Source organism: Succinimonas amylolytica DSM 2873 (genome assembly GCF_000378405.1).
GTDB lineage: Bacteria > Pseudomonadota > Gammaproteobacteria > Enterobacterales > Succinivibrionaceae > Succinimonas > Succinimonas amylolytica.
In genome coordinates this window covers 1,541,894-1,564,140 of record NZ_KB899636.1, presented here as the reverse complement: position 1 = coordinate 1,564,140, position 22,247 = coordinate 1,541,894, and the positions used below count along the sequence as shown (strand labels likewise).

The 22,247-nt window shown below is 52.3% G+C and carries 14 protein-coding genes, 1 pseudogene and 1 riboswitch; of the genes and pseudogenes, 3 read left to right on the top strand and 12 right to left on the bottom strand.

The genetic code is table 11. The features are described from left to right. Window positions 1–71: 71 nt before the first annotated feature. A complete protein-coding gene (locus tag F557_RS0106940) occupies window positions 72–1,010 on the top strand; it encodes a BspA family leucine-rich repeat surface protein (protein WP_019001519.1) in 939 nt (312 codons plus the stop codon). Between the two features lie 67 nt (window positions 1,011–1,077). After that, on the top strand, window positions 1,078–2,400 hold the full coding sequence (locus tag F557_RS19165) for an HD-GYP domain-containing protein (protein ID WP_019001518.1): 1,323 nt from the start codon (window positions 1,078–1,080) through the stop codon (window positions 2,398–2,400). 244 nt (window positions 2,401–2,644) lie between these two features. Here F557_RS19165 and F557_RS21100 read toward each other — a convergent pair whose 3' ends face one another. The 12 genes from F557_RS21100 to F557_RS0106855 all read right to left on the bottom strand — a co-directional run bounded on the left by F557_RS21100 (window position 2,645) and on the right by F557_RS0106855 (window position 21,458). Then, window positions 2,645–6,583 carry a DEAD/DEAH box helicase gene (locus F557_RS21100; RefSeq protein WP_019001517.1) on the bottom strand — a complete coding sequence of 1,313 codons (3,939 nt, stop codon included), beginning with the start codon at window positions 6,581–6,583 and terminating at the stop codon, window positions 2,645–2,647. 358 nt (window positions 6,584–6,941) lie between these two features. After that, complete coding sequence (locus tag F557_RS0106925; RefSeq protein WP_019001516.1) at window positions 6,942–9,221, bottom strand: clostripain-related cysteine peptidase; 2,280 nt, start codon at window positions 9,219–9,221, stop codon at window positions 6,942–6,944. A 475-nt stretch (window positions 9,222–9,696) separates the two neighbouring features. Continuing rightward, on the bottom strand, window positions 9,697–10,854 hold the full coding sequence (gene thiH, locus F557_RS19155; protein ID WP_019001514.1) for a 2-iminoacetate synthase ThiH: 1,158 nt from the start codon (window positions 10,852–10,854) through the stop codon (window positions 9,697–9,699). After that, entirely contained in the window at window positions 10,851–11,654 is an 804-nt protein-coding gene (locus F557_RS0106910) for a thiazole synthase (protein WP_019001513.1), read from the bottom strand. The genes thiH and F557_RS0106910 overlap by 4 nt, the downstream gene beginning before the upstream one ends. Continuing rightward, on the bottom strand, window positions 11,654–11,857 hold the full coding sequence (thiS, locus tag F557_RS0106905) for a sulfur carrier protein ThiS (protein WP_019001512.1): 204 nt from the start codon (window positions 11,855–11,857) through the stop codon (window positions 11,654–11,656). The genes F557_RS0106910 and thiS overlap by 1 nt, the downstream gene beginning before the upstream one ends. Then, complete coding sequence (gene thiE, locus F557_RS22200; protein ID WP_169335172.1) at window positions 11,854–13,596, bottom strand: thiamine phosphate synthase; 1,743 nt, start codon at window positions 13,594–13,596, stop codon at window positions 11,854–11,856. Before thiE ends, thiS begins: the two co-directional genes overlap by 4 nt. Beyond that, window positions 13,578–15,275, bottom strand: a complete 1,698-nt coding sequence (thiC, locus tag F557_RS19145) for a phosphomethylpyrimidine synthase ThiC (protein ID WP_044143097.1) — start codon at window positions 15,273–15,275, stop codon at window positions 13,578–13,580. Before thiC ends, thiE begins: the two co-directional genes overlap by 19 nt. 55 nt (window positions 15,276–15,330) lie before the next feature. Beyond that, window positions 15,331–15,430: riboswitch (TPP riboswitch) on the bottom strand. Between the two features lie 100 nt (window positions 15,431–15,530). Next, window positions 15,531–17,699: a GGDEF domain-containing protein gene (locus F557_RS0106885; protein WP_169335171.1), complete on the bottom strand. Its 2,169-nt coding sequence runs from the start codon at window positions 17,697–17,699 to the stop codon at window positions 15,531–15,533. A gap of 422 nt (window positions 17,700–18,121) precedes the next feature. Then, window positions 18,122–18,634, bottom strand: coding sequence for a hypothetical protein (locus F557_RS0106875; RefSeq protein WP_019001506.1), 513 nt, complete (start codon window positions 18,632–18,634; stop codon window positions 18,122–18,124). A gap of 133 nt (window positions 18,635–18,767) precedes the next feature. Then, complete coding sequence (locus F557_RS19140) at window positions 18,768–19,739, bottom strand: MetQ/NlpA family ABC transporter substrate-binding protein (RefSeq protein WP_019001504.1); 972 nt, start codon at window positions 19,737–19,739, stop codon at window positions 18,768–18,770. A gap of 53 nt (window positions 19,740–19,792) precedes the next feature. Further along, window positions 19,793–20,449 (bottom strand): methionine ABC transporter permease, encoded by a 657-nt coding sequence (locus F557_RS0106860; protein WP_019001503.1) that lies wholly within the window; start codon window positions 20,447–20,449, stop codon window positions 19,793–19,795. Next, entirely contained in the window at window positions 20,433–21,458 is a 1,026-nt protein-coding gene (locus tag F557_RS0106855; protein ID WP_044143093.1) for a methionine ABC transporter ATP-binding protein, read from the bottom strand. The genes F557_RS0106860 and F557_RS0106855 overlap by 17 nt, the downstream gene beginning before the upstream one ends. A gap of 566 nt (window positions 21,459–22,024) precedes the next feature. Here F557_RS0106855 and F557_RS22640 point away from each other — a divergent pair. Then, window positions 22,025–22,247 (top strand): annotated as a pseudogene (locus F557_RS22640) (hypothetical protein); the annotation flags it as partial.

The following is a 22,247-nucleotide window of genomic DNA, read 5'->3' as shown; positions in this document are numbered from 1 at the left end:
CGCTCCGGAGCAGAGTCCGCAACGTAACTGGCAGCCGGAAATCAGACAAATTTGCGACTGGTAATCACAGAATGAGCACTGATGTACTTTTTTACACCCGGGAAAATCTGATATCGGATCCGGAGAAGGCTGCCCGGCTTCTTCTGACCGACTCTATCACCAGAATCATAATTATCAGGGACAACGTAGAGCTGCGCACTCTGATACCGGAACAGATCCGCTTCCTCCCGGAGGTGGTAATCGGTGAAGAGGTGAAATCCTGTCACGCCTTTCTGGGACTTAAAAATCTGTCCGAAATTTCGGCTATCAGCAATCAGTCCCATGCGGAAAGCCTAGATCTTCACTACATGTTCCGGGGCTGCGAGAGGCTCGTCAGAATTCCCCATTTTTATACCGGAAATGTCACCAGCATGAGAGGCATGTTCGCCAACTGCCGTTCCCTGGAAACCATCCCGGAACTCAATACCGAAAAGGTAACCGACTTCCGCATCATGTTTGAGCACTGCGCATCGCTGGTCTATATTCCGGCACTCCAGGTCTCACCGGAAGCCGAGATTTACGGCATGTTTTCCGGATGCCGCCGGCTGGAAAAATCACGTCTGGCCGAGGACAATCCCCGGGAATTTCTGAATTATCTCCGGGCTTCCCAGTACAACCCCCACAGTGTCAAGGACCGGCAGAAGCTGGATGTCATCGACCGGGTTTTCTCCAGACTGTACAGCAACTATGAGCAGAACATGCAGAACCGCCCCCCGGAAACAGCCTCCGCCACCATAGAGAGTTCATCCGGGAATAGCGAAACCGCCGGATCCTCCGGAGAGACCGCCATGAAAATAAAGGATCTGGCGGAAAGCGTGAAGATTTTGCGCCGTAAAATGGATCTTCATCTCCAGGAAGAGGTAGAGTCCATTGACAAAAAGGTTAATGAAATAGAAAACAGAGTTATCGGAATGGAAAGCAAAATAGACCGTCTGACAGCTCTGGTGGAAAAGCTGATATCAGAAAAATAGTAACCTCCGGAAGGCGGATTTGATTTGTCTCCGGGATTCGGACAACACAACTGCAGATCTAGATACTATGAAAATATGCCTGAATGACATTCTGTTTGCACTCTCTTTTGCCCTGGACTCCGTGGAGCATGAACTTCTGGGGGTATCCACCAACCATGGAAAAAGAGCCGCCCTCCTGGCAACAGCAGTAGGAAGCCGCATGGGGCTTTCCGGGGACTCCCTCACCGATCTGGCCTGCTGCGCCATCCTTCATGACAATGCGCTTACCGAATATATCCAGGCCCGGGAGCTGGCTTCACAGAACACCAATGCTCAAGATCCCGAACTGGATCGGGTACACTGCACCCTGGGGGAAAACAACATCACACTGCTCCCCTGGCGCAGCAATATCACCAACGTAATTCTTTACCATCATGAAAACGCCGACGGCTCCGGACCGTTCGGGAAGAACTGGCAGGAAACCCCTGTCATGGCCCAGCTGGTCCGGCTGGGAGATGTAATTGATGCCCGTTTCAACCTGGATCATGTCGACAGCTACAAGTATCAGCTTGTAAGGGATTTTCTGAAAAGCATGTCCGGAGTTATTTTCACCAGAGAAATGGGAGAAGCTGCCGCGGAAGTGCTGACTGAGGACTTCCTGAAATCCCTGAATTCCGGGAGTCTGGATCAGCTTATCAGCAAAACCGTGCCCTCCAGAACCGAGGATCTCGGCCTGGAGGAGGTCAGAAAGATCGCCCTTCTTTTTGCCAGAATCACCGACTACAAATCAACCTTTACCAGCTCCCATTCCATGGGAGTGGCCCAGAAATCCGAGGTCATGGCCCGGCATTACGGCTGGGATGATGAAAAGACTACACGGTTCTTCTTCGCCGGAGCACTGCACGATATCGGAAAGCTGATCGTCAGCAACGACATTCTGGAAAAGCCGGCCCGGCTGACCAACGAGGAGTTCGCTATGATGCAGAACCACGCCTTCTACACCTATGTGATTCTTCGGAAAATAAACGGAATGAACGACATTACCGCCTGGGCCTCGCACCACCATGAAAAGCTGGACGGCAGCGGATACCCCTTCGGAATGCAGGGAAGCCAGCTGTCACATGAGGAAAGACTGCTTACCTGCATTGATGTCTATCAGGCACTCCGGGAGGATCGCCCCTATAAACAGGGCTTCAGTCACCAGAAATCTATCGAAATCATGAGCTCCATGGCTCGCGACGGACAGATTGACGGAAAGATTGTGGATGATATGAACGATGTTTTCCGGAACGACACCGGAGGCTCGGACAGTGCCCAGGATCCCCGAAATCCGGAAAGCTTTCGGGGAGCCGAAAGCAGAATAGCCGAGGATCTTCCCTTCCGGGCAAAGGATAATGCCCGGGAAAACTGAGCCCAAAGTCAGAACAGCATATCTGTGAAATCTTAAGAACCGTCCCCGGCACACTCAAAGCCGGAAAACCCCCCGGCTTTTTCAGGAAGCCTCATAATAAAGCCAGATGTTAAACCGGCCGCCGGGGGACGGCTTCACGGCTCCGTAGCATTCCCCTCCCCACTGACCTCAGGCACTTTCTCTCCAGGCTCAAAAAAACGGCGCTCCTCCGGAATCAAGAGCGTCCCAACAAAACGCCTCCATATCAGGAAAGCAATGCCAGAAGCTCCTCCGAGGAGAGACTCATAAGCGACTGGCTGTTTCCTTCCAGAATCGACTCTGCCAGATCCTTCTTGGTCTCCTGCAGCGCCAGAATCTTTTCTTCAATGGTGCCCTTGAGAATCAGCCGGTACACGGTTACATTTCTGGTCTGTCCAATACGATGGGCCCGGTCGGTGGCCTGATTCTGCACGGCCAGATTCCACCACGGATCATAGTGAATAACAGTATCCGCCCCCACCAGATTGAGTCCGGTGCCGCCCGCCTTGAGGGAAATGAGGAATACCGGAGTATCACCTTCGTTGAACTCATGAACCATAGTGATACGCTTTTCCTTTGGCGTGCTGCCGGTAATCTTGTAATAGGAGATCTTCCGGGAATTCAGATCCTTCTCCAGAAGCTCCAGCATGGAGGTGAACTGTGAAAACACCAGCATGCGATGACCGGCATCAATGGCTGTCTCTATAAGATCCATGCAGGCCTCTCTCTTGGCACTTTCCTTTTCATAGCCCTCATAGACCAGCGAGGGATCACAGCAGATCTGGCGAATTCTGGTAAGCTCGGCCAGAATCCGGATCTTGTCCTCGCCGCTGTTACCGGATATCTGGATCATCTGCTTCATCTTCATAACCTGGGCGTCATAAAGCTTCTGCTGCTCTCCGGTAATTCTGGTATAGCGCACCTCGTCGATCTTGGCGGGCAGGTTCTTCAGCACATCAGCCTTCTGGCGGCGCAGGATAAACGGAGAAATCATGCTCTTCAGCTTCAGAGTGGCCTCAGGATCCTGCGTCTTCGTTATCGGGGATTCAAACTTTTTGTTGAAGTCCGTATAGCCGTAAAGGAAGCCCGGCATCACAAAGTCAAAAATACTCCAGAGCTCGGACAGCCGGTTCTCAATGGGAGTACCGGTGAGAGCGAAACGGACACTGGCATTAACAGCCTTCACCGCCTTGGAATGGCCGGCCTTGGGATTTTTAATATACTGCGCCTCGTCGATAACCAGAAGCTCGAATTCCAAAGTCTGGTACAGCGCAATATCCCGGGTCAGCAGATCATATGAGGTTACCAGCACGTCCTTGTCGGACAGATCGTTAAGATGCGCTTTCCGGACCGCGAGAGTGCCGGCCATGATGCAGACCCGGATATCCGGAGTGAATCTGGCAAACTCCTCCGCCCAGTTATAAACCAGAGAGGCCGGACACACAATAAGCGAAGGCTTCTTTGCCCCTTCAGAAATGGATGACTTAATAACTGAAATCATCTGCAGGGTCTTGCCGAGTCCCATGTCATCAGCAAGAATACCGCCGAATCCGGCATGCTTAACGGTTTCCAGCCACTTAAAGCCATGCTTCTGGTATTCGCGGAGAACCTCCTTGAGCTCGTCCGCGGGTTCGTAGTCGGAATCCCGGATGGAATTGAAGCTGCGCACAAGACTGCGGTAGGTATTATCCCGGCTCATGGCCAGACTCTCGTGATCCTGCATCAGCTTGTCCAGATACAATGCCCGGAACAAAGGCAGCCTGGCTTTCTTCTGAATCACGTCCGCCGGAACCAGATCGATCTTATCCAGAAACTCCGAAATCTCCCGGAGCATTTCATCATCGGCCAGATCGATAAATTCTCCGGACTTCAGGCGGAACCATTTCTTCCTGAGCCGATAGCTGTTCATAACAGCCAGAAGCTCCTTCCTGTCAATTTCCGCAGCCGTTACCGTAATATCCATCATGTTGCTGGCCACGGAAACCCCGATTCTGATGGACGGGGTCTTCCGAACCTTGAGACTGCTGAAAGCCACGGTTCCTCTTACCGTTCCGAAACGCTCCAGACGCTCCACATTGCCGGAAATAAAGCTGAACAGAAGATCGTCATCCACCTCCCGGTACCAGAGCTCATTTCCGGCAGGCTTCTTGAAAAAGCGCAGCACCTCCCTGACGACGCGCTCCTCCTGCTTGTAGTCATGATAGAACTCGTCCTTCTGATTATCGCCGGTAAGCGTATAGGACTTTTCTTCATAGGAAACCACCAGCTTCAGGGTCACCCGGGCTCCGTCATAATCCAGGAAGAACTCGAACACCGGCTCCGGATTGAGATAGCCGTCCACGAGTCCCTCGCAGTTGTCCACCACGTCCACAAACGGATTATCCATAAGCACCGGAAGCACCCGGTAATAGAACTCACTGAGATTAGGACGACCAACAAAAAGATAGAACCGGCCGTTATCATCGGCAATGTCCGAGAAGGGCTTCAGAAGCTGCACCTCCCTGCCGGATACTTTTTTAAGGGTTTTACTGTCCAGAATGTACTTGTCTACGGCACCGTTACGGATTCTGGGAATAACCCCGGTAAGACTGACTCCGGTGATATTCTTTCTGGCATCCCTGGTAGTATTAAGCTCCAGCCTGAAATTAATGGGAACATCGGCGCCCACAGTAAGACTGTCATGGAGGCCGGAATCATTATCCTCATACTCAATCTGCATATTCCGGGCAGTATCAAAGAAGTTATCCAGATCCTGTCCTGAAAAAGGCATCTGGGCCTGAACCCGGGGCTCTAAATATGAATTGTGCCGGTTTGCAATATCTTCGGTAACCCTGGCAATACTGTCGTGCCTCTTAATGATGAACTGCATAAGCCGCATGCTATCCGGGGTAAAATCCTCAGTTTTGAAATCAATACTGGCAGTCTTTGACAGCTCAAACACCTGTCTGCGACGATAGCAGTAAACCAGATTTTGAATATTCCTTAACACATAGCTTTTTTTTTCGCCGATACGGCCGATTTTAAAGCCAAGATTGGTCTCCTGGGAATTAGTGACTATTCTCGGATAAAGTTCCAGCACCTTCTTCTGTTCATCATCTCCGGATTTGCTGTCGCTATCCAGAGCATCAAGCTCCATCTCGCGGAAGTTCTCAATGCTGCTGAAAAACTTTGTGGCATGGTCATCGGTGGAATCCTGAAAATTGCCTTTAACCCTGATATCATCCAGCAGCTTTACCACCATAGCAAGCTGGTACTCATTCAGAAAATCCTTGCCGTCCAGATCCTCGGGAGTATAGTCATAGGGGATACATCCCATTGAAATACTGTCATTATGTTCCTTATATTCCGGAAGCTCCCAAACAATACGGTTCGCTGTCATTGTGAAGGAAAAGTCAAACCTATCGGGATAGCAGGTGACGTAACCGGTGGCTCCCAGAGAATATTCATTGGTACGGCTGTTTCTGAAATAATCAACGAACATGTGCAATGAAAAACTGCTGTCACTCATCAGTTCCCTGGCAAGATCCATGGCCGCCTTGCACGTCACACAGTTCTCTACGTAGCCCAGCACATCATAAAAAACAATACCGTCCTGCGTCAGAGGAATATTCTGCTTATCATAAAATTTCAGAGCCGGTACCAGCTTGCCGGAACATTTTGTGCGGTATTCTCTGATCTCCTGACTGAACCTATGGAACCGCTCCTTGTTAAAACGAACTCGGTAGGGATAATCCCCTTCTGGCAGGACAAACTTGCCAATATCCTTCATGAGTTCAAGCAACAGGGCTGCCGCATGCTCGCACAGATCCTGGCGGTTATACCGTTTGCAGATCTCGCAGCTGTAGCTAATATCGGAAATACTATCACCAAGTTTTCTCGGGAGATGATATACAGTGCATTCATCAGTAAAAGTGCGGCGCTGTTTTCCGTAACGCCTGGAGGTAACGTCCACAGAAAACTCAAACGTCCCATTGATGCGAAGAGGAATCACATCCTTCCTTCTTTCCCTTTCATAGCTATATAAGAAAGATGAATAGGACACCCGGTAATCAATAACTGTAAGGCCGGAGGCTTTTTTCAGGAGTTCGTCGGTAAAAATATCCTTAAGTTCATATACTTCTTTGAGTATAGGTACATCAAACTCAGTAATCTTATTTATAATCATCACAAAACCTTTAACGTTATCATGGACTTGCTTATAGGCCTATTGGGGGAGTATGGGGCGCATTCCGGAGACCAAACGGAGGATATTCCCTGTACGTGCCGATGCTCTATATTTTCCGGATGGCTGCGGCATGACGTACCGAGCAGAAATGAACGACGCAAGATGATCATAGCCTGATTGGCTGTGATGTCAATTCCCTGATGTCGCTGATTTGCTACCGTATTTTTATGATCCCTTTTCTATCCCTCCATCCTCAGAATTCCTGAAAATACTGTTCTGTACACAAAAAAAGAGGCCTCATTTTTATGAAGCCCCTTGATAATTCACAGCAATGTTACTGTCCGCCTAGGATAGTACGTTATTCATCGTCATCCTCATCGTCATCCTCATCGTCACTGTCATCACCGCTGTCATCCTCATCGTCGCTGTCATCACCGCTGTCATCATCGTCAGAAGAATTACCTCTCAGCTCTTCAAGGACATCATCAAATGACTGAATTATCAGCTCGTTCTTGTCATTGATCTCAAGAGCCACCAGCTCCGAGGAAGCGGAATTTCCGAAGGAATCACTGAAGGCAAAACTGAACAGCAGCTTCGACTCTCCAAGATCCTCATCCTTGATTTTTGAATCCTTGCGGTATTCAAATGTGTCATTATCAAACAGCTCTTCCTCAGTATCCTTGGTAATAGCAGAGGCGTAAAACCGGGTTGTGATTTTATCACCCGGCTTGAGACTGTTGGACAGACGCCCCGGAATCCCGTTTTCATTTATCTTCTGAACCCCCATAATGCCGTAGGTATCAGTCTCCTGATTGTAGGCCACTACCATGTTATAGGGCACTCCGTTTATCTTTATATCGCAGTCATAGGTAATGTAGTCATCGGTGGCATTTGCCACAGTGAGCGGCAGCAGATGCCCGTCCATAGCGGCCCAGGTTCCGTCCATGGTATCTGTAAAAATCCCCTTCTCCCAGTCCTCGGATACCCGCTTATCGGATCCGATGTACACCAGAAGTCCATTCGGAGTTTCCTTATTCGGCGGAGAATATAGCATTACCTGCAGTTCCACGCTGCTGATAGAGGACAGGAGCTCCTTCGGAACCTTTACAAAGGCATTGGAGTCCTTGTCGAAGGAGATTTTGATATCCTCAAGACTGGTAATATCCTTCTTCTGGGCTGTCTGAGCCGTCTGTGCAAAGGCCACCAGATGACCGGTGCTGGTATGGAAATTAGCACTGAAAAGAGACTGCGGCGGTGAATCCGGTCCCGGTTCCGTGGGGTGGTCAGGGCCGGGGACAGCAGTTCCGGAGCCGGATTGAGCACCGTTGTCCATATAGCCGGCATACTGCTTATTAATCTTCTGCATCCGGGCCAGGAATTCATTGCCGTCCTCGATACGCTTCTGCATCCGATCCACGCTTTTCCTGTCAATGGTTCCGAGCTGGAGCCCGTAGGCCACATTCAGCACAGACGGAGCTCCTTCCTCCATAACATACCGGTAATGCTCCTTCTGACCGCCCAAAGGATAGTACACCGAAACTCCGGCGCCCTTTTTAAGCCGTCCGTTTTTCCGGTAAATCACATATTTGGAAAGAGCCTTATTAAGATCATCAGCCTCCTTGGGAGCCAGACTCCTGAGATTGTCGGTATACTGCTTAAGATCAATAACATCGGAATAGTTGCCCTTTCTGTGGAGTCCGTAGGATTCAGCCTTGCCGGCAGCTCTGCCGATACTGGTAAAAAGCCGTCCCGAATCATCCAGCTTGTCCACCAGTGCGGCGCCCAGCTGGTTGTAGGAGAACATCAGCTCCGGAAATTCATCCAGAGACACCGCTGACAGCGTAACGCTGTCATCGGAATCATAGGTATGGCAGTCCTGGACGTAGGTATCCACAATGCTCTGCCCCAGCTTTCTGAGGCTCATCTTCGGATTCTTTTCCAGGCTGTCAAGCCACGGGGTATAGAACCAGCCCAGACTGGGCTCAACCTCCTCCGAGGCAATCATCATATGTCCCCAGCGGTTCATAAAGAAGCCAGAGGTAAGAGACCCCATAAGACAGGCATCAAAGCCGATAACGTCAAAAGGCTTTACGGTATCGCCGTAAACTCTTTTAAATGCCTGTTCCAGTTCGGTCATTTTCAGGAAGTCATCTGAAAAGTTTTCATCATAGCCAACGCCGCCCACCGGACCAGAGCCGTGATTCCAGAAAATAATCATCCGGCGCTGCGGGTTGTACCGCTGTTCCCCGAACTCCAGAAAACGCGCCAGAGTGTCCGCCCTGCCCATGCTCTGGTTATTCCAGCTTTTGAGGAGCTCGATATCATTGTCCTTGACCTCGTATATCTGCACCTTGTTGCTGGAAACCACATCGTTCTGCCATTTGGCGGCACCGCCGGTCTGAATCAGAAAGCGGACATTATCGCCGGCCATGCTATCAACAATTTCCTGAAGATCCATGGTGGCGCTGCCCCCGGACTTGTCACCTTCATCTCCGCCGCTCTCCAGATCAGATCCGACAAGATAAAAATAGATAAGCCAGGGAACATTCTCCCTGGCCTGAGCCAGCGGAGAAAAAAGCATAAACGCCAGGAGCGCCAGGAAAACAAAAAGACGTCTTCCGAATTTAGCAAAAAACATAAAAGTACCTTAGTAACAGTTCCGGGAACCCGGCCTCGCCGGAGCGCAAAAAAGCTGCCCGGGAACCAGTGTCATGGCAGAGCAGCGGAAAAAAACGGCGCAGAATGCGTCTTTTTTTCCAAAAAGTCAGAAACGGGCGGACACCCGGTGTTCCGAACACGCCAGCCAGCCGACAGGTTGCAGACAAAAAGAAGGTCCGTGTAATTGTAGATCAAGCGGTGATAAGTGATAAAGGAAAGAATTTCATTGGAAAGATTTCCCTTAAGGAAGAGACGGAACCGCAATATGCTTCTGTCAGGAGGATTCGGACTCTGTTCTGAAATTTCCGGCCGCGGGGAACAGCATACGCGCCTGGTACTGCGAGTACCGCCGGAAACACTCCCGGGACTCCTGACGCCAGGAACAGCAGAACAGGCATCTCCCATCCGGGGAAACAGAGCCCGGGAATCCCCGGTACCGGATCCTTCTGTATCTTTTAGGCTGCCGGGAAGGCTGCTTCACTCCCGGCCGGTTCCAGAATCTGGGATCTGGCCTCCCGGAACACCGGCTCAAGACCGTGCCGCCTAAGCGCCGCACTAACCTCGGCCACGGAACGGCTGTCATTGATAACGAACTGCGAAAGATCATGATGATCTGCAGCGTATCCGCCAGGCTGGGTACTGGATCCGGCACTTATGGAGGTAATCACCACCGGGGTGATCACATCCCGGAACCGGGGGCTTTCCCGGGTTGAAATTGAAATTTCCAGCTCGCGATCAAAGAGTCGCCAGGCGCAGAGACACTGAATCATCTGCCGATCGGACAGCGGATACTCCGGCTGAAAGCCCCCTTCCGCCGGACGCAGCCTCGGAAAGGAAATACTAAGCCGGGTTTCCGGATAGTGCCGGCGCATATACATAAGATGGCGTGTCAGAGCCACCACGTCCGACTTCCAGCGGTAAAGCCCCAGAAGAGCCCCCAGCCCCACCTTGTCAATACCGGCATCCCCTACCCGCTCCGGAGTCTCCATCCGGTAGCGCATGTCCCGTTTTTTTCCGGAAAGATGATTTTCCCGGTAGCACTCCGGATCATAGGTTTCCTGATAGACACAGACATAATCAACCCCGAGACTTTTCATCTCCCGGTATTCCGGCGTGTCCAGAGGCTGAATTTCCAGTGACATATAGCTGGCATACTGATTCACAATCCGGAGCTGCTCCCGGAAATACTCCATCCCGCAGTGCCGGGGATCCTCTCCGGATACCACCAGGATATTCTCGTAGCCCATCCTGCGGATAGCCTCGCATTCCAGACGGGTCTCCTCCGCCGTCAGAAACTTGCGGGGAAATCTGTTATGAGCCGCAAAGCCGCAGTACCGGCAGTTGTTAAGGCAGAGATTCGAAAGATAAAGCGGAAGATACATACTGACCGTATTGCCGAAACGCCTTCTGGTATACTGCTCCGCCAGGACGGCCATATCCGACAGGTACGGCGTCGCCCGGGGCGAAATCAGCGCCATGAAATCTCCGAGATCCAGACTGTCCCCGGTTCTGCTTTTTGAAAGCGCCCTTGACACGTCTCCGTCCGTACAGGCATCCACCGCCGCGTCATAGCCAGCTATTCCTGCGGCAGTGATCTCATCATAAAAGCTCATGACCGGTCTCCGTCACAATCACGCAAAAAAGCCTCCAGGGGGCTGGTGGCATGAGCCTCCTCGGAAACAGCCCCCGGCCCCGAGAGCCAGGCCTGCCGTCCTGCTGCTACTGCTCCGGCGAAGGCCCGGGCCATACCGGCAGGATCCCGGGATACGGAAATAGCGGTATTAACCAGAACTGCATCCGCCCCCAGCTCCATGGCCTCCGCGGCCTGGGAAGGCAGACCGATGCCGGCGTCCACCACAATGGGAGCCTCCTTCTGAGCAATAATGATTTTAAGCATGGCCCGGGTGGCCAGCCCCTGATTACTGCCGATAGGAGCCCCAAGAGGCATTACCGCCGCAGCTCCGGCCCGGGCCAGTCTGAGACACAGCATGGGATCGGCTCCGCAGTAGGCCATCACCAGAAACCCCTCCTTAGCCAGCTCCTCGGTGGCCTTCAGAGTTTCCACAGGATCCGGCATGAGATATCTCACGTCTGGATGAATCTCCACCTTGATAAAGTCAGTACCCAGAGCCTCACAGGCCAGATGAGCGGCAAATACCGCCTCCCGGGCAGTACGGGCTCCGGAAGTGTTGGGGAGCAGGGTTACCGGAAGATCCTTGAGTGCCGGCAGAATAGCATCGGTACGCCCCTGAAAATCCAGCCGTTTCACCGCCATAGTCACCAGCTCTGTACCGGATGCCAGAACAGCCTCCCGGAGGAGAGAGCCGGAAGCGAATTTGCCGGTTCCGGTAAAAAGCCGGGATTTAAATGCCTTGCCGCCAATCAGGAGCGGCGCATCTTCAGCAACAGTCATCAGAAAGCTCCTCCCGCCATAAAAGAAAACACCTCTACCGCATCCCCTTCATGGAGCTCAGCATCATTCAGACGCTCCTTCGGGATAATTTCGTCATTAAGAGCCACCGCATAATGCTCCGGAAGATCCGGAAGCGTCTCCAGAAGTGCTTTGAGAGTCCCCGCCCCGGTTTCGACGGATTTTCCGTTAAGCTGAATTTTCATTTTGATTTTTCCTTTCTGTTTCCGGAATTCTTCTTTTTGGACAGCTTCTGTCCGGAATTCTTCCCGGACCCGGGGGCTTTGTCCTTGTGGCCCTTTGCGGTCCTGGTCTTAGCCGTTTTCTCCGCTTCCGGGCTTCCGTCCGGAAACAGCTCGTCAGAATCCCGGATTCCAAACTTCCTAAGCAGTTCCTGCCATTCCCGGATAGCGGCCCCGGGATCGGGGTTCTCGGTAATCGCAGTAATCACCGCCACGCTGCCGACACCGGTTTTAAGAACCTCCGGAGCATTTGCGATCTTGATGCCGCCGATAGCTACCAGAGGATAGCTTCGTCCCAGAATCCGCACATAATCCGCCAGCCGGGTGGTTCCCTGAGGCGCCGAGGGCATTATTTTGGAACTGGTCGGAAAAATATGCCCGAGAGCGATATAGGAGGGCTTCACCTGAAGCGCCCGCGCAGCTTCGGCATAGCTGTGGGTGGATACGCCCAGCCGGAGTCCGGCATTTCTGATAAGCTCCAGATCGGCAGCCTCCAGATCCTCCTGTCCGAGATGCACCCCGTAGGCATTTTCCTGCACCGCCAGCTCCCAGTGATCGTCTATGAAAACCCGGGCATGATACTTACGACCCAGCTCCACTGCCCTGCGGATTTCCTGCCGGAGCTGTTCCTGGCTGTCCCATTTCTTTATGCGAAGCTGCAGGGTTCTGACTCCCGCCTGGAGACAGCGGAGCACCCAGTCATTGTCCGGAAGCACCGGGTAAAGCCCCAGCTTCTCCGGACACTCCGGAAAGGCCGGCATGCTGGCAGAGAGCCTGCTCCGGAATTCCTGAAAGCACGGAAAGAAAAGCGGCAGATCCTCAAATGCCGGACAGGTGCCGCCGTCCCCCAGAATTCTCATACCGGAAAACACTGCCCGGGATTCCCGGATCCTTCCGGACACGTACATCTCGGCGCGTACCAGAGCCTCCTCCAGGGGGAGGTTCTGTCCCAGAAACGCTGCCACAGCAGCAGAAAGAGCGCAGCCGGTGCCGTGAACTCTGCCCGGCTCCCCGGCGGGAAACAGGGTTCTCCGGTGCGTCAGAACCGCGATACTGCTGGAGACATTCTTAACAAGCATATTAAGGATCGTTCCTTTAAGATCCGGATTTCCGGTGTACTGCTCCAGATGACCGCCCTTGATATAAACACTGTCAGCTCCCGCCTCGGCAAACCAGTCCCCGACAGTACGGGCCCAGAGTCCGCAGGATTCAATGCTGTCCAGACTCTGTGAGGTTCCGGAAAGATTCATGGCTTCCGAAATGTTCGGGGTTATCAGAGAGGCCAGAGGCATAAGATCCTGGGCACATTCCCGGATATCATAATCCGCCAGGGGATCTCCGTTTCCGGCGATGGTAACCGGATCCCAGACCACAGGAAAGTCCGCACCCCGGATCTCCCGCAGCCTGATAAGGAAGCTTACCACTGCCTGAAAAATCTTCTCCGTGGGAATAAGACCGATTTTCACCGCTCTCAGCTTAAAAACCACATTCCGCTCCAGGACAGTCCGGAATACTTCCCTGAGACTGCTGCGCTTTGCGGGATCCGACCTAAGCACCGCTTCTCCGGTCTGCACCGTCATTGCAGTTTCGGCCACCATGGGAATCATTCCCAGCTCCGTCACCACCCGGGCATCCTGAAAGGCTCCGGCGCCGCAGGTGGAATCCGTGGCGGCAATTATAAGAACTATTCCTGGCTCAGACATCTGGCAATCTCCTCCCTGCCAAGATTCCTGATTTCCCGGGAAAGCCGGGCAGAACAGAATTTCGGGCCGCACATGGAACAGTACTCGGAATTCTTGTGGCATTCCTCCGGCAGGTCCTCGTCATGAAATTTCCGGGCCCTTTCCGGATTTATGCTGAGAGCAAACTGATCATTCCACCGGAACTCGAACCGGGCCTTGCTCATGGCGTTATCCCAGGCCATCGCCGCCGGATGCCCCCGCGCCAGATCCGCAGCATGCGCCGCAATCCGGTAAGCCATCAGACCTTCACGGACATCATCTCGCCGGGGCAGCCCCAGATGTTCCTTGGGAGTCACATAGCAGAGCATGGCGGTTCCCATCCAGCCGATCATGGCGGCGCCGATTCCGGAGGTGAAATGGTCATATCCCGGAGCAATGTCAGTTACCAGCGGCCCCAGAGTATAGAAAGGCGCCTCATGACAGAACTCCTTCTGAAGCTCCATGTTCTCCCTGATAAGATGCATAGGCACATGCCCAGGTCCCTCAATAATTACCTGAACGCCCTTCTGCCAGGCTCTTTCTGCCAGTTCGCCGAGAACCTTGAGCTCTCCGAACTGCGCCTCGTCGTTGGCATCGTGAACGGATCCCGGCCTGAGGCCATCCCCCAGAGAAATGGCCACATCGTAGGCTGCGCAGATATCGCAGATCTCGTCAAAGTGGGTATAAAGGAAATTTTCCTGATGATGGGCAATAGACCACCGGGCCATAATTGATCCGCCGCGGGACACGATACCGGTGAGTCTTCTGGTAACAGCGGGAATAAAGCGTCTCAGAAGCCCGGCATGAATAGTGAAATAGTCCACTCCCTGCTCCGCCTGCTCCGTCAGAGTTTCCCGGAACACCGCAAAGTTAAGATCCTCGGCAATGCCGTTTACCTTTTCCAGCGCCTGATAAAGCGGAACAGTTCCAATAGGCACCGGTGAGTTTCTGATGATTCCTTCCCGGGTTTCATGAATCCTGTTCCCGGTACTGAGGTCCATAACAGTATCCGCTCCGTAAATGGTGCTGAACACCATCTTTTCCACTTCTTCGGCCACCGAGGAGGTAATGCTGGAATTTCCGATGTTGGAATTGATCTTCACCCGGAAACGGGAGCCGATAATCATGGGCTCGGCCTCGGGGTGATTGATATTGGCGGGAATGATGGCCCGGCCGGCGGCGATTTCCTCCCGCACCATTTCCGGAGTGACCGTCTCCCGGGGATCCCCGATATTCTCTCTCATGGCCGCATAGCGCATCTCCGGAGTAATAACCCCGGCCCGGGCCAGCGCAAGCTGCGTGATCCCGGAACCGCTTCGGCCCCTTCTGGTGCATTTGGGAGAGATGATACCGCAGGATTCCTGAGCCGGCCTTACGATTTCAAGATCAGTTCTGGCACTGAGCCAGGGCTCTCTCAGCAGGGGAATGCCCCTGGTAACATCAATTTCCGAAGCCGGATCGCCGTAGATGCCGGAGGTATCATAAAGATCCACCTGTTCTCCGTTGGAAAGATTTACAGTGCGACAGGGAACCCGGAATGTACCATCCGGGGAGGTTTTGAAGGTACGTGAGGAGGAGGGATAGGCAAATCCCTGAAGACGTCCCAGACGTTCCTGGGCCTCCTTCTCGGCCTTCATGCGTTCCATAATTGCAGATGCCATAGTTACTCTCATAAAAAGGGGCTGCCGGAACGGGACTCCGCGGTCCTGGGAACTGGTTCCAATTGGCGCTGTTTCCTTCGCAGGCATTATCCTGAGCAGGTGGTACGGATTTCGCGGAAAGCGATCTCAGCCACGGGGCACTCCGACAGACGGTAAAGACATGCTGATTATCCGACAATGCTGCAAAATAATCAATGCCGGAAATATTAAGACTGGACTCGTCAGGCCCGGAAAGAAGACAGCAGCGGAGATCCGTTAGCCAGGGATGTCCCCGGAGGACTTGCGGATATTCTTGTCCTCGTACATCAGCTGATCAGCACGACGTGCCAGCTCCTTCAGAGAACCGTCAAGGGAAGGATCATACACGGCAACTCCGCAGGAAACGCCAACCTTTTCCCAGTCATTCTGCGCCGTGGTGCCGGTAGCGGCCTGCCTTTCCTGAAACTGCTTTATAAGCTGATCCCGGATCTCATAATCCCCGCCCAGAAAAATTACCACAAACTCATCTCCGCCGATCCGGAATACCGGACTGTGCTGAAATACCCGGCAGATCATACTGCAGGAGGTCTGGAGATAAATATTGCCCTTATCATGCCCGTAGCGGTCATTGATGCCCTTCAGGTTGTCGCAGTCAAAAATGCCGATTGCTATCCCGAAACTCTCCCCGCTGTCAAGTCGGTTCTGGAGATGGTTAATATACTCATCATACCCGCCCTTGTTCCTGACATGAGTCAGTGCATCAACAAATACCTTGCTGCTGAGAGCCTTGATCCTGAGTTCACCGTCGGTCACCTTCTTTTCTGCCCGAATGCTGCGTCCCAGCAGTAACAGAATCAGAAGAACTACCGAGACGATTCCCAGAAGCACCGCCACCAGATTGTCAATGATGACGTCAATAAATCCGGTTCTCGCATCTTCAGCCGAATAATGTGTCAGAGCCGCATGAACCGCGCTTTCGGGAACAATGGCCGTGGTTTTTGCCAGAATGGAATAGAGATGGGCATCTCCCCGGCGCAGTGCAATGTAATACTCGATCTCCGCATCAGTATCAACTGTTGTCAAATCCAGCTTGCGGCACTGCTTGGCGACATTATTGACACGATAATTACTGAGAAGCAGAGCATCTGCCTCTCCGGAAGCAATCGCCTCGAGTCCCGTAGCCGTATCCGGGAAATACTTGATCTGCCAGTGCGGAAAATGCTCCCTCAGGTACATTTCATAATTGGTATTACCCCGGTTCACTGCCGCCGTCACCTGATCCCGCCGGAAAAAATCCATTTTGTCGGCATCACGCACCACCGCTTCCATTTTGGTCTTCATAAGCGGGGGAGTCGTGATCATGCCAAGCTCTTCAGCATCAGATGTTACCAGATTAACAGGAAACAGGCAGTCAATCTCGCCATTCCTAAGCGCTTCTATGGCATCATAGACAGTGGGATAGGGAATTGCCTCAAAATCAAGGTGCGCGTTCTCAAAGGCATAGGATGCATAATCCAGATAATTCCTTAAAGTCCCCGTCAGCTCCCCGGTTACCGGATCCCGGGCACAGAATGCAAGATAGTTGTCCTGATAGCCCACCCGGATCTTTCCGTGCTCCTTAAGCCACGACTTTTCTTCAGAGTTGAGAAAAAGATTGGCTTTTGCATCCTTAAAATACTTACTGCTGAGCTGCTGGGCATAAAGGATGTTCTCATCCTGAATACTGCTCATGGCGGCATTGAGCCGGGGGAGAAGATCCGCCCGGCCGGAGGCGACCGCAAAATAGTAATCCGAAGATCCGATCTTCCAGACCGGCACTGCGGTGCGGGGAGCTATATTCACGTCCATGGTAACAAAGGCATCCAGCTTATTCCCCAGCATATGCAGGGATTCCTCCTCCGTGCTGGTGAGCTCAACAAGCTCCGGCCGGACATTATGGGATTCTGCCCACCGGCGGAACATTTCGCTTTGGATGCTGTCCTTGGCAACTCCTACTGTTTTACCGTTCAGGGAGGTGTAATCCGCCGAGGTGACAGCTGTATTGTCAGGAGCGACAAACACATAGTACACCTCCGTTCCCATGGGCAGAGAAGCATACAGGAAACTACGGGAGCGTTCCTCGGTGTATGATACGTTTGCCAGAAGGTCGATGTCCCCCTTGCGCAGCATCTCCAGCAATTCCGACCAGCCGCCCTCCACATACTCGTACCGCCATCCGGTATAGGCTGCCAGCTTCTGCTGGTATTCGTATGAATACCCCGCCCTTCTGCCAAACTGATCCTTCATGAAATACGGAGCTTCATGCCAGCCAACCCGGATGACCTCTTCATCGTTACCGGCCAGAGACATCAGCGGAAAAAGAAAAAGAAATACCACTGCCGTCCGGCGTAGTAGCATGATCGTGCAACGTCCTGCAATAAACAGCAAACTGCAATATCTTCTCATGATTCCGTTCCTTCTGCTCTTCTCAAAGAAAGATGGCACAAAAACCATTTTCAAGAAAACACCTGTCCGGGTAACTGAAACTCCAGACATAAAAGCGGGAACAGAGACAGAACAGCAATTCAGGAGGCGGAATAAGCACCCCGTTTTTCAGAAAAAGCATAAAAAACTTCCGGCAAAAAAGCCGGTTAACGATAATCCCGCGGACACTTCTGATAATATTTATGTTACAGTTCCTACTTCGTACAAATAATATCATGATCCGTATCAGAAGCAGTTAATCAGTTATCCAACATCGTGATAACGTTCACTTACTCCATTAATTATGCCGCTTTAATCCCGGGAAACATCTCCTGCACGGCAGAATCCGAAAAATCCGAAATATCAGCAGCTCTTCGTCCTGCCCCCGCTTCCGTATCAGGGGACTATTTACCGGTCTGGTCATTCCCGGCCGGGGCCTGAGAGCGGGCGGCAAGCTGTTCCGAAAACTCCTCAAAGCTCCGCTCGGCGCCATAGGATGCAAAGGAGTATTCCTGGATTTCCCCCCGATCATTCCTCCAGTACAAATACATCCAGGGGCCCGAGGAACCGCTCTCGGCAGAATCCTGACGCTTGCGGACCTTCCCGCCCTGAATAAGCAGAAGAACCTGGTTCCAGTCATTCTGTGACAGTGCCATGGTTCCTGTTGCGACCGTATCCTTCTCAGTAGTCGGGCCGTAATCCTCCCGCTCTCTCCGGACATGACTGAAAAACGGCTTCCCGTCCTCAAGATAGTAGCGGTATCTCAGAAAGCTGGCATGATAATTGATGTTTTCCCGGGTAAAGACAAATTCGGTAATCTCCTCCAGGGGCAGCTCCTGTCCGGCAGTCAGGGTACCGGCCGCAGCGCCCAGCCCGGACCAGAAACCGGCACAGATCAGAAACAGTCTTTTAATCATTATTTTCTCCCGCCGCCCAGCTGCGGCCCTGCCGGCAGTTCCGCATCTCCCTGCGGATCTCCCGTCTCACTTCTCCAAAAAATAAACCCCGGCAGATCACAGACCGGGGTCATCCGCAGAATCGCGCGTCCTGCTAGGCAGCCTGGTTCAAATCCGCCTCTTTGCCTCCCTGCGCTTCAGCGGAACTCGTATCGCTGCCGGAGTGAGAAGGCTCATCAACAAAAGCCGGATGCTTTTTCTTCTCTGGCGGCTTTTTATCAGTGGCCGACTTACCGGTTCGCATAGGCTCCGTGTAAAACATCACGGCTCCGGAATACTTGTTATGAATAAACTCCCTGATTCTGTCAGAACGGAGCTCGCTGACCAGAGACTGAATCAGAGGATCCTTTTCGTGGCCTTCCCTGACGGCAATAACATTCACATAGGTCAGCGCTGCCAGAGATTCACTCTTTTCAAAAGCCACAGCATCCTTCTCTACATTAAAGCCGGCTGCCAGTGCATAGTTTCCGTTAAGAATCACCATGGCCATCTGATCCTTCACCCGGGGAAGCTGCGCCGCCTCCATTTCCACCAGCTGCAGATTTCTGGGGTTCTCAATTACATCCCGCACGGAAGCGGTAAGCCCGGCCTCGCTGCTCAGCCTGATTAGCCCGTTGTCCTGGAGCAGGAGGAGAGCCCGGGCCTCATTGGTAGTGTCATTGGGGATACCCACATGATCGCCGCTGGCCAGCTCTGAAAGCTGCTTCTTTTTTCCGGGATAAATGCCCAGAGGCTCATAATGAATCCGGCCGGCAACCCTAAGATGAGTGCCGCGATCATGATTAAAATCGTGCAGATATAGCTCGTGCTGCATGTAGTTGGCCTGAATTTCACCGCTCTCGACCACATTATTCGGCTGAACGTAGTCATCAAAGATTCTGATATCCACGTCAATGCCTCTTTTCCTCATGTTTTTGGCAGCCTCTGACAGAATTTCCGCATGAGGAGCGGGAGAGGCTGCAATAGTAATCACCCGGCTCTGCTTTTCCGGACTGCCGCTGCCGTCATTATCAGCTCCGCAGGCAACCAGAAGAATCGCAAGAGCAGAAGCAAGTATTTTTTTCATAACAATTTCTCCTCAGTAATCTAAAGCCGCGTCAGAACATGCCGGCAGCACTGCTAGACAATTCTTCTGTCTAGCTTTCTCGCTATGTACATTCCAGCAACCTGGAATATCTGAACCAGCACTATCAGAAGAATCACGCATATCCACATGATCTTGACGTCATAACGCTGATAGCCGTATTGAATGGCAATGGCTCCGAGACCTCCGCCTCCGATGGCTCCGGCCATGGCCGAATACCCTAAAATTGTTGAAAGAGCAATGGTGGCTCCGGTGATCAGCGAGGTGCGGGATTCCACCAGCATCACCCGGTACATAATCTGCCACAGCGAAGCTCCCATGCTCTGAGCCGCCTCGATAACCCCCCGATCCACCTCATTCAGAGAGGACTCCACCAGCCGGGCGATAAAGGGAGCGGCAGACAGCACCAGAGGAACGATGGCTGCTGTGGAGCCGTAGGATTTTCCCATGATAAAAACCGTCACCGGAATAACCAGCACCATCAGAATTACAAACGGCAGACTGCGGCCGATATTGGTGATGATATCCACAATGCGGTAGACAACGGGATGCGGCCGGAGTCCCTTTTTATGACACAGAGTCAGCACAAATCCCAGAGGCATTCCCAGCACGTACCCGAAAAACGTGGCCCCCAGAGTCATATAAACGGTTTCCCAGATCCCCATGAGAATCTGATCAGTCAGAGTATACATGGCCGCCCTTCACCTCAAAATAAAGTCCCTGTGCTCTGAGATACTCAAAGGTTGCCTTCCGGAGAACCTCATCTTCCGGAAGCTCAAGTATCACCTGTCCGGCAGATCCCACTACGGTATTCTGAACATCGGCATACAGGATACTGACCGGCCCCACCTCCTGAATCAGCGAGGCAATCGCCGGCTTAAGAGCACGATCCCCCTCGATTACTACCCGGATACGCCAGTCAGTATCCAGAGGCGGCAGCGAAAAACCGTCAAAAATGATCTGACGGCCGACTGCGGAACGGGGCTTCATGAACACCTCCAGCACCGGGCCGGTCTCCATAACACGGCCATGATCCATTATCGCCACTCTGGTGCAGATCTCCTTGACCACGGACATCTGATGGGTAATCACCACGATGGTAATCCCCATGGTTTTATTGATTTCTCTCAGGATATCCAGCACCGCTACCGTGGACTGGGGATCCAGAGCCGAAGTGGCCTCATCGCAGAGCAGGATCTCCGGATTGGTGGAAAGAGCCCTGGCAATGGCGACCCGCTGCTTCTGCCCTCCCGAAAGCTGTGCGGGATAAGCCCCGGAGCGATCCTCAAGCCCCACCAGCCCGAGAAGCTCCATTGCCCGGGTTCGGGCCTCAGTTCGGGGAACCCCAGAAATAATCAGCGGGAAACAGACATTGTCGATAACAGTCTTCTGCATCAGCAGATTGAAATGCTGAAAAATCATGGCCGTCTGGTGTCTGAGAGCATTCAGTTCCTTCCGGGTGAGTCCGCTGAGAACCTTTCCGAGCACCCGCACCTCACCGCCTGTCGGAACTTCCAGAAAATTCATGGTACGGACAAGAGTGCTTTTTCCCGCTCCGGACATGCCGATGATGCCGAAAATTTCACCTTTGGCAATATCAAGAGAAACATTGTCAAGAGCCATGACATCTCCCTTTTCGGTTTTAAAAACCTTGCTCACCCCCCTGAGGGAAATCAAAGCTTCCGTGCTGCTGTCAGTCATATTAGCCCTTTCCGTTACAAATCCAGGAGTCCGGCGCATTGAACAAAAAAAGAAACACCCGCGCTGATCTTCCTGAACTCATTGTACCCGGGATAATACGGTGTCTAAATGATCAGCGGTGCATAATGTGTCTTAATTAACAGTTGCACTCAGGATCTCCGGCTGGTACAGGAAAACGATTTCAAACCAAAACAGAAAACAGGAGCGAAATTTCGGCTCCGACGTTTTCCGGATAGCCTCCGGAACAAAATTGCTGACTCAGAGCATCCTGCTTCCTCATTCTATGAAATCAGGGAAAAAAGGCAGCTGAAATACCGGCAGTGTCTCTCTGGGATCTGCTCCCAACTTTGGGCGTGCAAAGTTGTCGCAGTCTGGGATTAGTGCTATCATCTTGAGCAATGCAGCTGTGTCAGGGAAATATCATAATTCAGGATTTAATCGCAGCTTATTTTCGTTGTATTAGGTCTTAAACCGTCTTTTTAAGGCTTCAGGGATTCTTGACAAAAGTGCTGGTGAATCCGTACCATATCGCACACAAAAATCGTGATGTGCTGAAGGAATTTGCAATGGAAGCGAAGATCACAAATAACAATCTTCCTGCTAATCAGCACGATACTGACACTTCCAAACTGGACAACCTTTACTCGTTAATCGAAAAACTTACATCAACCATTCAAGAACAGACCTCAACCATTCAAGAGCAGACCTCAACCATTCAAGAGCAGACCTCAACCATTCAGAAGCAGACTGAAGCCTTTCAAAATCAAGCCAAAAAAGTTGAAGAACAGG

What these genes read in the sequence shown, in the direction of transcription:
- thiC (WP_044143097.1), bottom strand. Translation starts at nt 15,275, where the DNA reads ATGGCATCTGCAATTATGGAACGCATGAAGGCCGAGAAGGAGGCCCAG.
- F557_RS19165 (WP_019001518.1), top strand. Translation starts at nt 1,078, where the DNA reads ATGAAAATATGCCTGAATGACATTCTGTTTGCACTCTCTTTTGCCCTG.
- F557_RS0106855 (WP_044143093.1), bottom strand. Translation starts at nt 21,458, where the DNA reads ATGACTGACAGCAGCACGGAAGCTTTGATTTCCCTCAGGGGGGTGAGC.
- thiH (WP_019001514.1), bottom strand. Translation starts at nt 10,854, where the DNA reads ATGAGCTTTTATGATGAGATCACTGCCGCAGGAATAGCTGGCTATGAC.
- F557_RS0106910 (WP_019001513.1), bottom strand. Translation starts at nt 11,654, where the DNA reads ATGACTGTTGCTGAAGATGCGCCGCTCCTGATTGGCGGCAAGGCATTT.
- F557_RS0106860 (WP_019001503.1), bottom strand. Translation starts at nt 20,449, where the DNA reads ATGTATACTCTGACTGATCAGATTCTCATGGGGATCTGGGAAACCGTT.
- F557_RS21100 (WP_019001517.1), bottom strand. Translation starts at nt 6,583, where the DNA reads ATGATTATAAATAAGATTACTGAGTTTGATGTACCTATACTCAAAGAA.
- thiS (WP_019001512.1), bottom strand. Translation starts at nt 11,857, where the DNA reads ATGAAAATTCAGCTTAACGGAAAATCCGTCGAAACCGGGGCGGGGACT.
- F557_RS0106885 (WP_169335171.1), bottom strand. Translation starts at nt 17,699, where the DNA reads ATGAGAAGATATTGCAGTTTGCTGTTTATTGCAGGACGTTGCACGATC.
- F557_RS19140 (WP_019001504.1), bottom strand. Translation starts at nt 19,739, where the DNA reads ATGAAAAAAATACTTGCTTCTGCTCTTGCGATTCTTCTGGTTGCCTGC.
- F557_RS0106925 (WP_019001516.1), bottom strand. Translation starts at nt 9,221, where the DNA reads ATGTTTTTTGCTAAATTCGGAAGACGTCTTTTTGTTTTCCTGGCGCTC.
- thiE (WP_169335172.1), bottom strand. Translation starts at nt 13,596, where the DNA reads ATGTCTGAGCCAGGAATAGTTCTTATAATTGCCGCCACGGATTCCACC.
- F557_RS0106875 (WP_019001506.1), bottom strand. Translation starts at nt 18,634, where the DNA reads ATGATTAAAAGACTGTTTCTGATCTGTGCCGGTTTCTGGTCCGGGCTG.
- F557_RS0106940 (WP_019001519.1), top strand. Translation starts at nt 72, where the DNA reads ATGAGCACTGATGTACTTTTTTACACCCGGGAAAATCTGATATCGGAT.